General features: G+C 60.5%; 9 protein-coding genes. 4 read left to right on the forward strand and 5 right to left on the reverse strand.

All coding sequences use genetic code 11. The features are described 5' to 3' along the window. Positions 1-28: 28 nt before the first annotated feature. Together AQ621_RS08180 and ilvG are read right to left on the reverse strand one after the other, a co-directional pair. Positions 29-310, reverse strand: coding sequence for an ACT domain-containing protein (locus tag AQ621_RS08180; RefSeq protein WP_058341063.1), 282 nt, complete (start codon positions 308-310; stop codon positions 29-31). After that, positions 307-2,007 carry an acetolactate synthase 2 catalytic subunit gene (ilvG, locus tag AQ621_RS08185; protein WP_058341064.1) on the reverse strand — a complete coding sequence of 567 codons (1,701 nt, stop codon included), beginning with the start codon at positions 2,005-2,007 and terminating at the stop codon, positions 307-309. Before ilvG ends, AQ621_RS08180 begins: the two co-directional genes overlap by 4 nt. Positions 2,008-2,301: 294 nt before the next feature. Between ilvG and AQ621_RS08190 the strand changes: the two genes are divergently transcribed. From AQ621_RS08190 to AQ621_RS08205, 4 genes are all read left to right on the forward strand, one after another. After that, entirely contained in the window at positions 2,302-3,384 is a 1,083-nt protein-coding gene (locus AQ621_RS08190; RefSeq protein ID WP_058341065.1) for an efflux RND transporter periplasmic adaptor subunit, read from the forward strand. A gap of 29 nt (positions 3,385-3,413) precedes the next feature. After that, on the forward strand, positions 3,414-6,467 hold the full coding sequence (locus AQ621_RS08195; protein ID WP_413772292.1) for an efflux RND transporter permease subunit: 3,054 nt from the start codon (positions 3,414-3,416) through the stop codon (positions 6,465-6,467). Beyond that, positions 6,467-7,204 carry a pseudouridine synthase gene (locus tag AQ621_RS08200; protein ID WP_058341067.1) on the forward strand — a complete coding sequence of 246 codons (738 nt, stop codon included), beginning with the start codon at positions 6,467-6,469 and terminating at the stop codon, positions 7,202-7,204. The genes AQ621_RS08195 and AQ621_RS08200 overlap by 1 nt, the downstream gene beginning before the upstream one ends. 153 nt (positions 7,205-7,357) lie before the next feature. Continuing rightward, on the forward strand, positions 7,358-9,235 hold the full coding sequence (locus tag AQ621_RS08205; RefSeq protein WP_058341068.1) for a sensor domain-containing diguanylate cyclase: 1,878 nt from the start codon (positions 7,358-7,360) through the stop codon (positions 9,233-9,235). Here the strand turns inward: AQ621_RS08205 and AQ621_RS08210 are convergent. The 3 genes from AQ621_RS08210 to AQ621_RS08220 all read right to left on the reverse strand — a co-directional run bounded on the left by AQ621_RS08210 (position 9,205) and on the right by AQ621_RS08220 (position 14,379). Beyond that, complete coding sequence (locus AQ621_RS08210; protein WP_058341069.1) at positions 9,205-10,671, reverse strand: amidase; 1,467 nt, start codon at positions 10,669-10,671, stop codon at positions 9,205-9,207. The two genes, AQ621_RS08205 and AQ621_RS08210, sit on opposite strands and share 31 nt — an antisense overlap. A 73-nt stretch (positions 10,672-10,744) precedes the next feature. Further along, positions 10,745-11,527 carry a co-chaperone DjlA gene (djlA, locus tag AQ621_RS08215; protein WP_022989418.1) on the reverse strand — a complete coding sequence of 261 codons (783 nt, stop codon included), beginning with the start codon at positions 11,525-11,527 and terminating at the stop codon, positions 10,745-10,747. 50 nt (positions 11,528-11,577) lie between these two features. Then, positions 11,578-14,379, reverse strand: a complete 2,802-nt coding sequence (locus tag AQ621_RS08220; RefSeq protein ID WP_058341070.1) for an HD domain-containing phosphohydrolase — start codon at positions 14,377-14,379, stop codon at positions 11,578-11,580. Positions 14,380-14,402 lie beyond the last annotated feature (23 nt).

Genomic DNA, 14,402 nt, shown 5'->3' on the forward strand with positions numbered 1-14,402 from the left:
TAACAGGCTAGGAGCCCAAGCCAGACCCTCAGGCAGAAACCGAACGAACCGAAGCCGCCTGTTCCTGAAGGGCCACATCAACAACCGTATGCAGCTTCTCCAGCTGCGAACGTAACATACCGATAGGCCGGCTACCCGAAAGGGTCAAGGCAATATCCAGGTGGTCTTCGGCCGCCTCCATAGACATGCGCGAAATCCGGAAACCCCGAACCCGAACTACCTGGCACAGGCGCTCCAGTGCAGCCGCTTCCTGATTCATGCGGCAGTTTAACGTGTAGCTAGGCATAGCCGTCTGGGATTGCGGGTTCATGCTACGTTCTCCTTGTTTGCAGTGCTGGTGCGCTTGGTTTCGTCGATCATTTCACGGTTGCTGGCGCCAGGTTTTACGATGGGCCATACGTTTTCTTCCCGGCTGATGGCCACGTGCAGCAGCATCGGGCCGTCGTAGGCCAGGATGGTTTCTATGCCCCGGCGGATCTGGTCGGTGCGGTCTATGTGCAGGGCCGGGATATCGAAGGCGCGGGCCATGGCCACGAAATCCGGGTTGTCGTCGAGGTTTATGTGGCTTTCCCGGTTGTTGTAGAACAGCTCTTGCTGCTGGCGCACCATGCCCAGACACTGGTTGTCGAGGATGATCAGCTTCAGGGGCAACTTGTACCGGCGGATGGTTGCCAGTTCCTGGGCGTTCATCATGAACGAGCCATCGCCGGTTACGTTGATGACGGTGCTGTTTCGGTCGGCAAACTGCGCGCCGATGGCCGCCGGCAGGCCGAAGCCCATGGTGCCCAGGCCGCCGCTGGTGAGGTGTCGGCGGGGGTGGTCAAACTCGTAATGCTGGGCAACCCACATCTGGTGCTGGCCTACGTCACAGGCGATGACCGTGTCATCCGGGGCGATGCGGGACAGCTGGCGGATGAAGGCCGGGCCGGTGATGGGGGCCATGGGCTCTTCGTTATCCGCGGCCTTGAAACCACCGGTGGTGTGCCAGGTCTGGCATTGCTTTTGCCAGTCGGCGATGGCCAGCGACTCGCTTTCCAGAGCGGCAATGAATGCCACCAGAATGGCGTTCAGGTCGCCGCGCAGCGCCAGGTCGGCCTCCCGGAGTTTATTGATCTCGGCGGCATCGGCGTCGATGTGGATCATTTTCGCGTTGGGGGCGAAACCGTCCAGTTTGCCTGTGGCGCGGTCGTCCAGGCGGGCGCCGACTACGAACAGCAGGTCGCATTCGTCGACTGCCTTGTTGGCGGCGCGGGAGCCGTGCATGCCTAACATGCCCAGGTTATGGGGATTGTGCTTACCAGCGTTGCCGATGCCTTTAAGGGTAACAACGCCCGGCAGGCCGGAGGTTTCGGCAAAGGCGCGGAAGCTGTCTTCGGCCTGGGCCAGGGAAACGCCGCCGCCACTGTAGAGCAGGGGGCGCCGTGCCGAGCGCAGCATGGCCAGGGCGCGGGTGATGTCCGGGCAGTGGGCGTCCGGTGTGGGCGCAGTGGCCGGTGAGGCAGTCGCAACTTCCGTCAGCAGGACGTCTTTGGGGATATCAATCCACACCGGCCCCGGGCGGCCGCTTTGGGCCAGCTGGACGGCTTCTTCGATGATCACCGGCAGTGCTTCGGCATCGTCCACCAGGTAGCTGTGCTTAACGATGCCCAGAGTCATGCCCAGAATGTCGGTTTCCTGGAAGGCATCGGTGCCGATCATGCTGGTGGCTACCTGCCCGGTGATCACCAGCATGGGGATGGAATCCATATAGGCATTGGCAACGCCGGTGATCAGGTTGGTAGCACCGGGGCCGGAGGTGGCGATGCACACGCCAATCTCGCCACTGGCACGGGCATAGCCGTCCGCGGCCAGGGCGCAGGCCTGCTCGTGGCGGCACAGCACGTGTTCCACACCGACATCGTCCACCAGGGCATCGTATAGCGGCATGATGCAGCCGCCCGGATAGCCGAAAACGGTGTTGATGTTATGGCGGTGGAACGCTTCAAGAATGTGCTGTGCGCCGTTCATGGTCGTTTTTCCCTTTTTCTTTGCCGCAAAAAAGAAACCCCCGGGACCTTTCGGTGCCGGGGGTTTCTGGTGTTTGAGTCAGGTTGTCGCTATCTCACCCGCTTGTCCACGCAAAAGCCCCCGGACGGTACCACGACCACCAGGACTAGCTTTACAAGGACAATCACTGCGTTGAGATTCATAAAATCGGCAATCTGCTCTGAATTCGTAAAAACAATATGTGTAGAATCTAACCCACGTTTAAAACCGGTTGCAACCCTTTATTGCCTCAAATACGGAAGTGATGAGCATTTCATGACAAAAGCAAAACTCGGATCCCTCGGTTTATCCCTGCTGGTCATTATTCTCCTGGCTATCTGGATGGCTACCGGTGAGCTCAAAGTGGCCAGTGATGATGCCCCGGCCGACCCCGAGCAGGAACAGCGCCAGCCCACCCGGGTAGAGGTGGAAACGCTGGAAGCCACCAACTATCAGCCGGTACTGAAACTGCAGGGCCAGCTGCAGCCCTGGCAGTCGGTGATGGTGGGTGCCCGGGTGGCCGGAACGGTAGAGCAGCTACACGTGCAGCTGGGGGATCAGGTAAAAGCCGGGGAGCCGTTGCTGACGTTGTCTACCGATGGCCGGGATGCCGTGGTTGAGCGCTGGCGAGCCAATATCCGCAAGCTGGAAGCCGACCTTGCCGGCGCTCGCCGGTTGCGTTCGAATAACCTGGCTTCCGAAACCGAAGTGTTGCGGCTGCAGAGTGAACTGGCAGCCGCCAAGGCCGAGCTGACTGCCGCAGAACTGGCGTTGCAACACCTCAAACCGGCCGCTCCCTTTGATGCGGTAGTGAATCGTCGGGAAGTAGACCCCGGTACATTGGTGCAGGTGGGCACGCCCCTGTTCGAGCTGGTTCAGGTTGATCGCCTGAAAGCCACCGGGCAGATTCCCCAGCAGTCGGTGTCTGCGGTCGAGCCCGGGCAGGCGGTGGAGATCAAATTGCTGGATGGCACCGCCATGGCGGGTGTGGTCAGCTTTGTCGCCAGTGCGGCAGACCCGGAAACCCGCAGCTTTGCGGTGGAAATCCTGGTGGAGAACCCGGATTTGCTGAGAGCGGCTGGCGGCACCGCTACCTTGAACATCCGCTTGCCGGAGCAAAAGGCCCAGTTCATTTCACCGGCCTACCTGACGCTGGACGACGACGGCCGGCCCGGTGTGAAGTACGTCAACGGGCAGGACCGGGTGATGTTCCAGACCGTCAAACTGCTCAACGTAGCCACCGATGGCGCCTGGGTGTCCGGCCTGCCGGATCAGATCCGGCTGATTACCCGGGGTGGCGGGTTTGTGGCCGAGGGTGAGGCCGTGCAGCCGGTCGACCGCTCAGACCAGCGGGGCTGACCAGCATGAGAGCACTGATCTCTGCGGCCATGGACCGCAGCCGCACCACGCTGCTGACCTTCCTGTTCCTGCTTCTTGGCGGCATGGCAGCCTACCAGGCGACTCCGAAGGAATCGAATCCGGACGTCACCATTCCCATGATCTATGTGTCCATGACACTGGATGGCATCAGCCCCGAGGATGCGGAGCGCCTGTTAGTGCGCCCCATGGAACAGGAGCTGAGGGCGCTCGAAGGCATCAAGGAAATGCGCAGTACCTCCGCCGAAGGCCATGCCTCGGTGATGCTGGAATTTGACGCCGGTTTCGACCCGGATAAAGCCCTGCAGGATGTGCGCGAAAAAGTGGACACCGCCCGCTCCAAGCTGCCGCAGGAGGCAGATGAGCCCCGGGTGCATGAAATCAACGTGTCCCTGTTTCCGGTGCTGTCCATCGGCTTGTCCGGCCCCTTGTCTGAACGGGAGCTGATCACCATTGCCCGCCGTTTGCAGGACGCCATTGAAGCCATTCCCGATGTACTGGAAGTGGAAATAGGCGGCGACCGGGAAGACCTGCTGGAAATCGTGGTGGATGCCCAGGTGCTGGAAAGCTACGGCATTGATTTCGACCAGCTGGCGCAACTGGTTACCCGCAACAATCAGCTGGTGGCGGCCGGCTCGCTGGATACCGGCAATGGCCGCATGGCCCTGAAAGTACCCGGGGTCATCGAGAACATTGAAGATGTGATGTCCATGCCCGTGAAGGTGGATGGCGATACCGTGGTGACTTTCGGCGACATTGCCATGCTGCAGCGTACCTTCAAAGACCCCACCGGCTTTGCCCGGATTAACGGCGAGCCGGCGTTGGTGCTGGAGGTGTCCAAGCGCTCCGGGGCCAACATCATCGAAACCATCGAGCAGATTCGCACCCTGATTGATGACGCCCGCCCGCGGCTGCCGGAGACGCTGGAAATCCGCTACATCATGGATCAGTCCGAGGAAGTGCGGGACATCCTCTCGGACCTGCTCAACAACGTACTGACGGCCATTGTGCTGGTGATTATCGTGGTCATCGCCGCCATGGGCCCCCGTTCGGCACTGCTGGTCGGCCTGACCATTCCCGGTGCCTTCCTGACCGGCATCCTGGTGATCTGGGGCATGGGCCTCACCCTCAACATTGTCGTGCTGTTCAGCCTGATCCTGGTGGCCGGCATGCTGGTAGACGGCGCCATTGTGGTGTCGGAACTGGCGGATCGAAACCTGAGTGATGGTCAGACGGTCAAGCAAGCCTGGGTAGAAGCCGCATCCCGCATGGCCTGGCCGGTGATTGCTTCCACCGCCACCACCCTGGCGGTGTTTGTGCCGCTGTTGTTCTGGCCCGGGGTGGTGGGGGAGTTCATGAAATTCCTGCCCATGACAGTGCTGATCTGCCTGATTGCGTCCCTGGCTATGGCACTGGTGTTTCTGCCGGTGCTTGGGGGCGTTAGTGGTGGCAAGCGGTCGCACCATGATCCGGAAGAAAGCCGGTTTGTTCAGGGCTACCGCAAGGCGCTGGCAACCCTGCTCAAACGCCCGGGGCTGACCCTGCTTGGTTCCCTGGTGCTGATAATCCTGATCTATGCCGCCTACGGCCGCTTCAATCACGGTGTGGAATTCTTTCCCGGTGTTGAACCGGATTCTGCCCAGGTTCAAGTGCGTGCCCGGGGCGACCTTTCCATCCGGGAGCGGGACGCCATTGTGCGTGAGGTAGAACAACGCCTGCAGAACATGCCGGAGGTGAAAGCGCTGTACGCCCGCTCCATGCTGTCGACCAGCACCCAGATGGCACCGGATGTTATCGGTGTGCTGCAGTTCCAGTTCAATGACTGGTTTACCCGCCGGACAGCCACCGAGATCCTGGAGGATTTCCGTGAACGTACCGCAGACATTCCCGGGGTAGAGCTGGAGTTCCGCAAACAGGAAGGCGGCCCCGCTGAGGGCAAGCCGGTGGAGTTATTGGTCAGCAGCATGAACAGCGGCGACCTGGACGGCTATGTGGACCAGATACAACAGCAAATGCGCGCCCAGGGTGGCTTTGTCGACATTGAAGATGACCGCAGCCTGCCCGGCATTGAGTGGCGCCTGAAGGTAGACCGGGAGGCCGCCGCCCGCTTTGGTACCGATGTGTTGAGTATTGGCAGCGCCGTGCGCCTGGTAACCAACGGCCTGATACTGGCCACCTACCGGCCTGAAGACGTACGGGACGAAGTGGACATTGCCGTGCGGGTGCCCAACAACTGGCGTGAGCTGGAGCAGCTGCAACGCCAGACCATCAACACGCCGAGGGGTCAGGTGGCGCTGTCCGAATTTGTGACCCTGGAGCCGGGCGACAAGACCGGAACCATTGTGCGGGTAGACGGCCAGCGTACCGTTACCATCAAATCCGATGTAGCCCCCGGGCAGCGGATGGATGAACTGCTGCGCACTTTGCAGGCAGAGATGCCGGAGCCGCCGGAAGGCGTCACCATGCGCTTTGCCGGTGAAAACGAAGACCAGCAACAGGCCGCAAACTTCCTGGTGGCAGCCTTCCTGGTGGCGGTGGGGCTGATGTTGCTGATTCTGGTAACCCAGTTCAACTCCCTGTACCAGACTTTCCTGATTCTGTCGGCCATTGTGTTGTCCACCGCCGGCGTGTTGCTGGGGCTGCTGTTCAACGGCCAGCCCTTTGGCGTGGTGATGGTGGGCATGGGCATTATTGCCCTGGCCGGCATTGTGGTGAACAACAACATCATTCTGATCGATACCTACAACCAGATGAAACAGGAAGGCAAGGCCGCCTATGACGCGGCGCTGGAAACCGGTTGTCTGCGTTTCCGGCCGGTGTTACTCACCGCGATTACCACCATACTGGGGCTGATGCCCATGGTGCTGGGCATTAACGTAGATCTTTTGTCTCCGTCACTGGGGTTGGGCGCACCCTCTACCCAATGGTGGACCCAGCTGTCCAGCGCCATCGCCGGTGGCCTGGCCTTTGCCACCTTCCTGACCCTGCTGCTGACACCGGCCTTGCTGGTACTGGGTGACAAGGCCGGTGAACGGTTCCGGGCGCTGACTGGCCGGAGGCAGTGATGGATTGCCAGAACAATCCGCTGACGGAAATCTACCGGGACCCGTGGCTGCTGGCGGTGCACAAACCCGCCGGCCTGCTGGTACACCGCAGCCCGATCGACAAGCATGAAACCGAGTTTGCCCTGCAGTACGCCCGGGCCCTGAACGGCGGCGAGCACGTGTACCCGGTGCACCGGCTGGACCGGCCCACCTCCGGCGTGTTGCTGTTTGCCAGGAACCCGGACACCGCCAGGACAGTCGGCCAGGCCATGATGGCGGGTGAGGTGAGCAAAACCTACCTGGCGGTAGTTCGGGGCTGGACGCCGGAATCCGGCACCATTGATCACCCGCTGAAGGACGAGCCGGAAGACCGGCGTTTGCGCGGAACCGAGCAGCCGGTAAGGGAAGCGCTTACGCATTATCGCCGGCTGGCGACCACCGAAATCCCGGTGGAAATTGAAGGTTATCCCACCAGCCGCTACAGCCTGGTGGAGCTGTATCCGAAAACCGGGCGCAAACACCAGTTGCGGCGCCATATGAAGCACATTAACCATCCTATCATTGGCGATGCCAACCACGGCCGCGGCCGGCATAACCGGTATTTTGCCGAGCGCTTCGGGCAGGGGAGGTTGATGCTGGCAGCGACAGAGTTGGTGTTAACGCATCCGGTAACCGGCGAGGAGCTGGCTCTGAAAGCTCCGCCGGAGCAGAGTTTCATGGATGTTCTGTCCATCTTTCCGTCGCCGGGTGCCGGCTAAACGCCCCTGCCTGTCACTCTTTGATGTGATTTGTGTATCTTTTTATATCGTTTTGCTTCGATTGGTTGGGATCGGCGGAAACACAGAACCCTTTGGTGCATACTCGAAAATAAGCTTATAACCGAATAATAAAGCTCGTTATCGAGGCTTCCCGTGCCCAGATTCTGTCTTGTCCTTGCGTTCATCACCGGCCTGTTACTGCCTGCGTTGGTCCAGGCGGAGACCGCCGTTTGGAACGAGCAGTCCGAGCGGCTGGAGTTGTCCCGGTTCGTGGATTACCGTGTTGAATCCAGCCCTAGCTCGTTTTCCCAGGTGCAGGCGTTGCCGGAGGCGGAGTGGCAACAGAACGGCAGTGACAGTGTCAGCCTGGGTTATGGCGGCGATGTTTACTGGTTCCGCCTCAGTTTACGAAATGCCCGGGCGGCTGAAGCCCTGACCTTCCTGGAAATCAGCTATCCGGTGCTTGATCGTATCGAGCTGTATCGTTCGTCTGGTGCCAGCCCGCCACAGCCACTTGTTCTGGGCGACAAACAACCTTTCCACGAGCGCCCCATTCACCATCGGAATTTTGTGGTGCCTATCGCCATAGCGCCGGATACCACGGAAACCTTTTACCTGAGAGTTGAAACTACCAGCTCCATGCAGGTGCCCCTGACCCTCTGGGACCAGGAGGCCTTCTACGCGGCAGAGCAGTCCCGCAGCATGTTCGAAGGGGTCTATTACGGCATTGTCCTGGTGATGATCCTGTACAACCTGTTTGTGTACATGGCGGTCCGGGAGCGCAGTTTTCTCTATTACGTGGGCTACATCAGCAGTATGCCGTTGTTCCTCGCCAGCCTGCACGGGGTGGCGTTCCAGTACCTGTGGCCGGAGGCCACCTGGTGGAACGACCAGTCCATCATCGTGTTCCTCAACCTGGTGGTGTTGTTTGGCGGGGTGTTCAGCATCCGCTTTATCAGCGTGACCCGGAAAAACCATCCTTACCTGAACCGCTGGACCATGGCCATGGTTATGACCGCTGGCCTGCTGGCGCTGGCCGGGCTGTTTGTGCCTTATGAGCACATGATACTGCCTACCATCCTGGCGGCCTTTGTGGGGTGTTCCACCATGCTGATGCTCAGTGTGGTGCGCTGGATAAAGCGCGATCCAGCCGCCCGCTATTACACCGTGGCCTGGGTGTTCATGCTGTTCGGCGGCATTGTTCTGGCGCTCAGTAAATTCACCGTATTGCCCCGTAACCTGATCACTGAAAACGCCACCCAGGTGGGTTCGGCCCTGGGGGTTATCCTGCTGTCTGTTGCGCTGGCTGACCGCATCAACCGGGAAAAGAAACGGGCCTTCGCCGCTCAGCAGCGCCTGCTGGCCGAGGAGCGAAAAGCCCGCATGGCCCAGGAAGACTCATTGCGCGTCCAGCAGGAAGCCAACACCATGCTGGAACAGCGGGTGCAGGAGCGCACCCGTGACCTTGAGGCCGTTAACCTGAAGTTGCTGGAGCTGAATGCCAGGGATCCGCTGACCGGCCTGAAGAACCGTGGCCACTTTGATGACGTCTTCCAGCAGGATGTGGTGCGGGCCTATCGTTTCCAGCAGCCGTTGTCTCTGCTGGTGGTGGATATCGACCACTTCAAGTCTTTCAACGACACCTACGGCCACCTGGTGGGGGACGATTGCCTGCGGATGGTCGCCGAGTGCATTGGTCGGCACATTACCCGGCCCCAGGATATGGCGGCCCGCTACGGTGGCGAAGAGTTTGTGGTGCTGTTGCCGGATACTCCGGAGGAGGGCGCCCTCCGGGTGGCCGAGCGCATACGGAATGAAATCGAATCAACCGGGTTCCGGTTATCCGGCGAAGTTCTGCGGGTAACGGTCAGCATTGGCGTCTGCAGTGCCACGCCAGCCAGGGCCGACGCCACCAAGGAAATCTTTACCTGCGCGGATGATGCCCTGTACCAGGCCAAGAATCTGGGCCGGAACCGTGTGGCTTCAGACCCGCACAAGTGTCAGAGCATTTCGGCAACTGCGTTGTCGTAGGCTGTTGCCGAGAACCGCGTAATCTGTGGCCAGGGCTGCTCCGCTTCCAGCAGGTAGGCAAGTTCAAGCAGGGTGCGTTCATCCCCGTGGCGGGCCATGAACTGCACCGAAACCGGCAGGTTGTGTTCGGTCAGTGCCATGGGTACCGAGATCGCCGGAGCGCCTGTGGCGTTGGCCAGCGGGGTGAAGTTTACATAGCTGTTTAGCCGCTCGAACAGCAGGTCGAACGGCACCGTGGGGCTCAGATGGCCCAGCGGTGGGGTGGTCTGGCCCAGCACCGGCGTCAGTACCGCATCGTAGTTGGTCATGTGTCGGGCGTAGTCGTTCCATGAACGCTTAAGGCGCCAGATAACCGCAGGCAGGCGCCAGAAATGCTTCCGGAACATGGCATCCAGGCCATTGGTGAGGCCATCGGTTTTACGCTTGTCGAAATCCGGGTGCATCAGTTTGTGGCCCCGGGCTTTTACGCCGAAAGCCAGCATGGCCCAGTACAAGGCAAAGTCCTGTGGGAAAGATTTATTGATGGGCACCGCCATGGGTTCGACCACATGCCCAAGCTTTTCCAGCAGGCGGGCGGTGTTCTCCACCGTGCTTCGGGTAATCGGGTCCGTCGGGTGGCCATTCACGGAATCCAGCACCAGGCCAATGCGCAGTTGCCGGCCAGAGGGCCCGTGCACATGGCCGATTTCCTGCAACTTGCGATTGCGGAAGTAGTCTTCGGCATGGGCCAGGAAACCTGCGGTGTCCCGAACCGAGCGGGTAACCACGCCATCACTGACGATGTTGACGGGAAGATCCCTGGCGGCATCGTTATCCACCACCCGGCCCCGTGTGGGTTTCAAACCGACCAGTCCACAACAGGCCGCCGGGATGCGGATAGAGCCGCCGCCATCGTTGGCGTGGGCCACCGGTACCACCCCGGCTGCCACCAGGGCCGCAGCGCCACCGGACGATGCGCCGGAGGAATAGACCGGATTCCATGGGTTGCGGGTAGGCTCGGCGTGGGCCGGCTCTGTGGTGGCGTTAAAGCCGAACTCCGGCAGGGTGCTTTTGCCCAGGTTCAGGTAACCCTGGGCCAGCATCTGCCGGGCGAAGGCGCCGGTGGTCCTGGCAACATTGGCAGGCACCGCTGCAGAGCCATGGCCGGTGGGTAGGCCGGCGACATCGGTATTGTCTTTGATAAACGTGGGCACGCCGGCGAAGGGGGAGTCCGGGGCGGGCAGGCTGGCGGCCTGGTTCAGGGCCTGCTCGTAGTTCTCTGCCACCACACCGTTCAGAACGGGCTGTGCCAGCCTTGCCCTTTGTACCGCTGCCCGGGCTACGTCTTCTGCTGAAACTTCGCCGCTGCGGATGCGGGCGGCAAGCTCCGTGGCATCGGACTCGCCCATAGCATCATCGCGAAAACAGTGGAAAGGGGAAGAAGACGTGTGGGGCATGGTTCACTCCGGGCTTGTTGTTTGCCCTGAACCATACCGCACCTTCAAATGTGACGATATGTCATTTCGGGTATTAGCCGTTCCGGCTGCGGGCCGCCTTTACCACATCGTAGGCGTGGCTGATCTCCCGGGTACGCTCTTCGGCCATTTCCCGCATGCTTTCCGGCATGCCCCGGCCGGCCAGTTTGTCCGGATGGTTTTCGCTCATCAGCTTGCGGTAGGCTCGTTTCAGTTCGGCGTCAGACACCGAGGGTGACACCCCCAGCACCTTGTAGGCATCGTCCAGTTGCTGGCTGGTGGAATAGTTGGATGCACCGCCCGCCTGGCCGGCATGGGCGCCCCGCAACATGGCTTCCAGCTGGTCTACCTGGCTTTCTGGCAAGCCCAGTTTGCGGGCAATGTGTACCAGCATTTCGTGTTCGGCCGGGTGCACCACGCCATCGGCGGCCACGGCAGAAACCTGAACCTGCAGAAACATCTGCAGGAAGGCCGGCTGCCGGCCGGTGCTGCGCAGGAACCGATCCAGCTCGGCATCCAGGTCGAAATCCTCCGACTTGCCCCGGTTAAAGGCTTCCTTTGCCACGGCTCTCTGGGCTTCGTTGAGACGGAACCGGGCGAACATTGTCTCGGCCATGCGGATTTCATCCCGGGTGACCACGCCATCTGCCTTGCACAGGGCGCCCATCACCGCGAACATGGATTCGATAAAGCCGGACTGAAGGTTCTGAAGCTTGCCGATCAGGCGCTTTTTCATGCGCTGGAACAGGAAGGCACCGATGGCAGCCCCCACCAGAAATCCCGGAAAACGGCCAAAGGCATAACCGATCAGGCCACCAAAGATAATTGCAAACAGCATTCAGAGTTCCTTCGCTAGTAAATCAGTCCGTAGAATATACGGGTTTTTGGTCAAGGCTTCATGAACAGGCTTTCATCCACGGTGTCGACCTGGTCGGCATGCAGGTGCTGTTCGGCATAGTTACGCCAGACGTCGGAGCTTACAAACAGCCGGAAAACCTCGCCATCCAGGTGCCCGTTTTCAACCATGCCGGCCATAATGGTCAGGGATTCCGACAGGGTTTTACCCCGCTTGTAGGGACGATCCGAGGCGGTCAGGGCTTCGAACACATCGGCAACGGCCATGATTTTTTCCGGAACGCCCATGTCATCGCCGGTCAGGCGGCAGGGGTAGCCGTTGCCGTCAGTCCGCTCATGGTGGGTGCCCGCCAGTCTCGGTACCCTGGCCAGGCGGTCGGGCAGGGGCAGGGCATCGAGCATGCAGATGGTTTGCACAATGTGCTCGTTGATCTTGAATCGCTCTTCTTCGGTCAGGGTGCCGTAACGCACCGTCAGGTTATGCAGCTCGCCCTGGTTATAGGCGTATTCCGGCAACGACATATCGAAGCCCCAGCGGTTCTCCGGGTCATCTTTGCGTACCGGTGGTACATGCTCGCCCCAGGCTCTCAGGTGGCCCGGTTTGTCGGCCAGCAGGGTTTCGGTGGCAGGCAGCGGGGGCTCAGGATGGCCTTTCAGGGCCTGTTGTTCTTCCTCTGACAGCCCCAGCCGGTCACTGAAGTGACGGGTCCAGGTTTGCCCGGCAATGGCGTGGATGCGTTCGATGTCAGCATCCTCCATGCTCTCGCTGCCCTGGTTAACGGCGGCCAGGAAGCGGAAGTCCTCCTGCAGGCGGGTCTGGGCAGCGGCTTTGTCCTGCTTCGCCTGTTCCGGATCCTCGCCGGCCAGGATGGCCTTCAGGCAGGTGATTTCGGCATCCCGGTGCAGCACTTCAAACCGGGTGCGGATTTCATGGATGCGGTTGTAGATGGTCTCCAGTTTCACTGCTTTGTCGACTACGTATTCCGGGCTGGTGATCTTGCCGCAATCGTGCAGCCAGGCGGCCAGGTGGAATTCGTAGCGCTCGTCTTCTGTCATGCCGAAGCTGGCGAAAGCGCCTTCGGAACTCTGCTCCGCCTGTTCAACCAGCATCTGCGCCAGTTTGGGAACCCGCTCACAATGGCCGCCGGTGTAGGGTGACTTGGCATCAATGGCGTTTGCTACCAGCCGGATAATGCCGTCCAGCAGGGCCTGCTGGCTTTCGATCAGTTCCCGGGTTTCGATGGCAACGGCGGCAGAGCCGGCAATTTCGTCGACAAAAGTAATCAGATCCTCGCTCAGGTCTGTCTGGTTGCCGTGTTCGATTTCGATAACCAACACGCCAATCAGCTTTCTGCGCCGGTTCCGGAGTACTGAAAAAACCGGGTGGCCGGTGATGTATCGGCGAAGTTCCTGAATAACGTCGTAGTCGCTGGCGTCCGGGGCGACCGGGTGCACGGCCTGCGGCAGCTCCAGTCCCCGGTTAACGGACAGTTCCAGTTTTTGCTCGCGACTGCTGAACAGATACACCGCACCCCGTTCCTGCCCGACGATGCTCACAAGCTGTTCGAGAATGTCGTTTAACAGCTGGTTGAGGTCCTGGCCCCGGTTCAGCACGGTCGAGATACTCTGGAAGCTTCGAATGGTGTGGGCCATATCGTCCAGCGCGATGCTCAGCTCGGAGGCTTCGCGAATGTGGGAGGTCGACCGCATCGGCGTATCAAACCGGAACCTGGACAGCCGGCTGACCTGCCCGGTCAGCAGTTCAATAGGTTTGCCGACCTGCCTGCCCAGTACCCAGCCTGCCAGCAGCAACAGCAGGGCGATGGCCCCGGCGATCAGGGTTTGCCGGGTGAGGGCAGCCCAGACATCGGCCAGTAACTCGTTGGAAGGGATGGCGACAACAATGGACAATTCCTCGCCGGGCAGGGACTCAAGGGGTTCACTGATGCCGTACCAGCTTCGCCCGTCGCGGGTGAACTGGCTGATGCCGCTATGGCTTTCCGGTTGCAGGGCCTGGAGAACTACCTCGCTTGGCTCACTGCCCTGTGATGAGCTTGCCAGCAGCTGGCCCGAGGCGTTCAGGATGGCAATGCGGCTGCCGGGGGTTTGCTTCAGTTCCGCCAGCTGGGCACCAAGATCGGTTACCGTGACATCAATGCCCAGAACGGTTCCTGCCTTTTCGCTGGCACGCTGCGACAGGGTGATGCCGGTTTCCTGGGTGGTAAAATACACATAGGGCGCAGATAACTCCAGGGTGCCTGATTCCCGGGCGGCCTGGTACCAGGGTCTTTCGCGCGGATCAAAGTTGTAGCTGGTCAGGCCCCTTTGCTCGAGCAAGTTCAGGTTGCGGTCATAGAAATGCCAGCGGCCTTGCTGATCGTTGCCGGTGCGAACCAGGCTTTGCAGCAGGTAATGACTGTTGGCCGGCGCATCCGGAAACTGCCTGGTGCTCGAATTCTGCAATTTCCGGAACAGGGAAAAGTCGCCGTTTTCATAGCCCGCGTATACGGCACTGACAATCTCGCTGCTGGCCAGGATGTCGGCCACAGCCGGCAGGCGGTCCAGGCGTTGTTCCAGGGTATCGGCTTCGGTGAGTGGGTCGTGCCGGAGCACCGCAAGGGCGGTGGACGGGGGTTGGGTAATGGCCTGAATCCGGTCATCCACACTGATCGCCAGCTGCCGGGCGGTGGCCGTGGCTGCGGTGACCTTGGCTTGCTCCATGCCACGGAAACTCTGGCCCACCAGAACGATGGTCAGAATCAACATGCCCAGGGTAACTGCGGAGGCAATCAAAAAAGCCAGTGAAACCTGGGCGAGTTGACGGTGTTGCTGCATGGAGAGCCCTTGAAGGAAATGGA

It is taken from the genome of Marinobacter sp. P4B1 (assembly GCF_001447135.1).
In the GTDB taxonomy this organism is placed as follows: Bacteria; Pseudomonadota; Gammaproteobacteria; order Pseudomonadales; family Oleiphilaceae; genus Marinobacter; species Marinobacter vinifirmus.

Coding starts and splice junctions, on each gene's coding strand:
- AQ621_RS08180 (WP_058341063.1), bottom strand. CDS start 310: ATGAACCCGCAATCCCAGACGGCTATGCCTAGCTACACGTTAAACTGC.
- ilvG (WP_058341064.1), bottom strand. CDS start 2,007: ATGAACGGCGCACAGCACATTCTTGAAGCGTTCCACCGCCATAACATC.
- AQ621_RS08190 (WP_058341065.1), top strand. CDS start 2,302: ATGACAAAAGCAAAACTCGGATCCCTCGGTTTATCCCTGCTGGTCATT.
- AQ621_RS08195 (WP_413772292.1), top strand. CDS start 3,414: ATGGACCGCAGCCGCACCACGCTGCTGACCTTCCTGTTCCTGCTTCTT.
- AQ621_RS08200 (WP_058341067.1), top strand. CDS start 6,467: ATGGATTGCCAGAACAATCCGCTGACGGAAATCTACCGGGACCCGTGG.
- AQ621_RS08210 (WP_058341069.1), bottom strand. CDS start 10,671: ATGCCCCACACGTCTTCTTCCCCTTTCCACTGTTTTCGCGATGATGCT.
- djlA (WP_022989418.1), bottom strand. CDS start 11,527: ATGCTGTTTGCAATTATCTTTGGTGGCCTGATCGGTTATGCCTTTGGC.
- AQ621_RS08220 (WP_058341070.1), bottom strand. CDS start 14,379: ATGCAGCAACACCGTCAACTCGCCCAGGTTTCACTGGCTTTTTTGATT.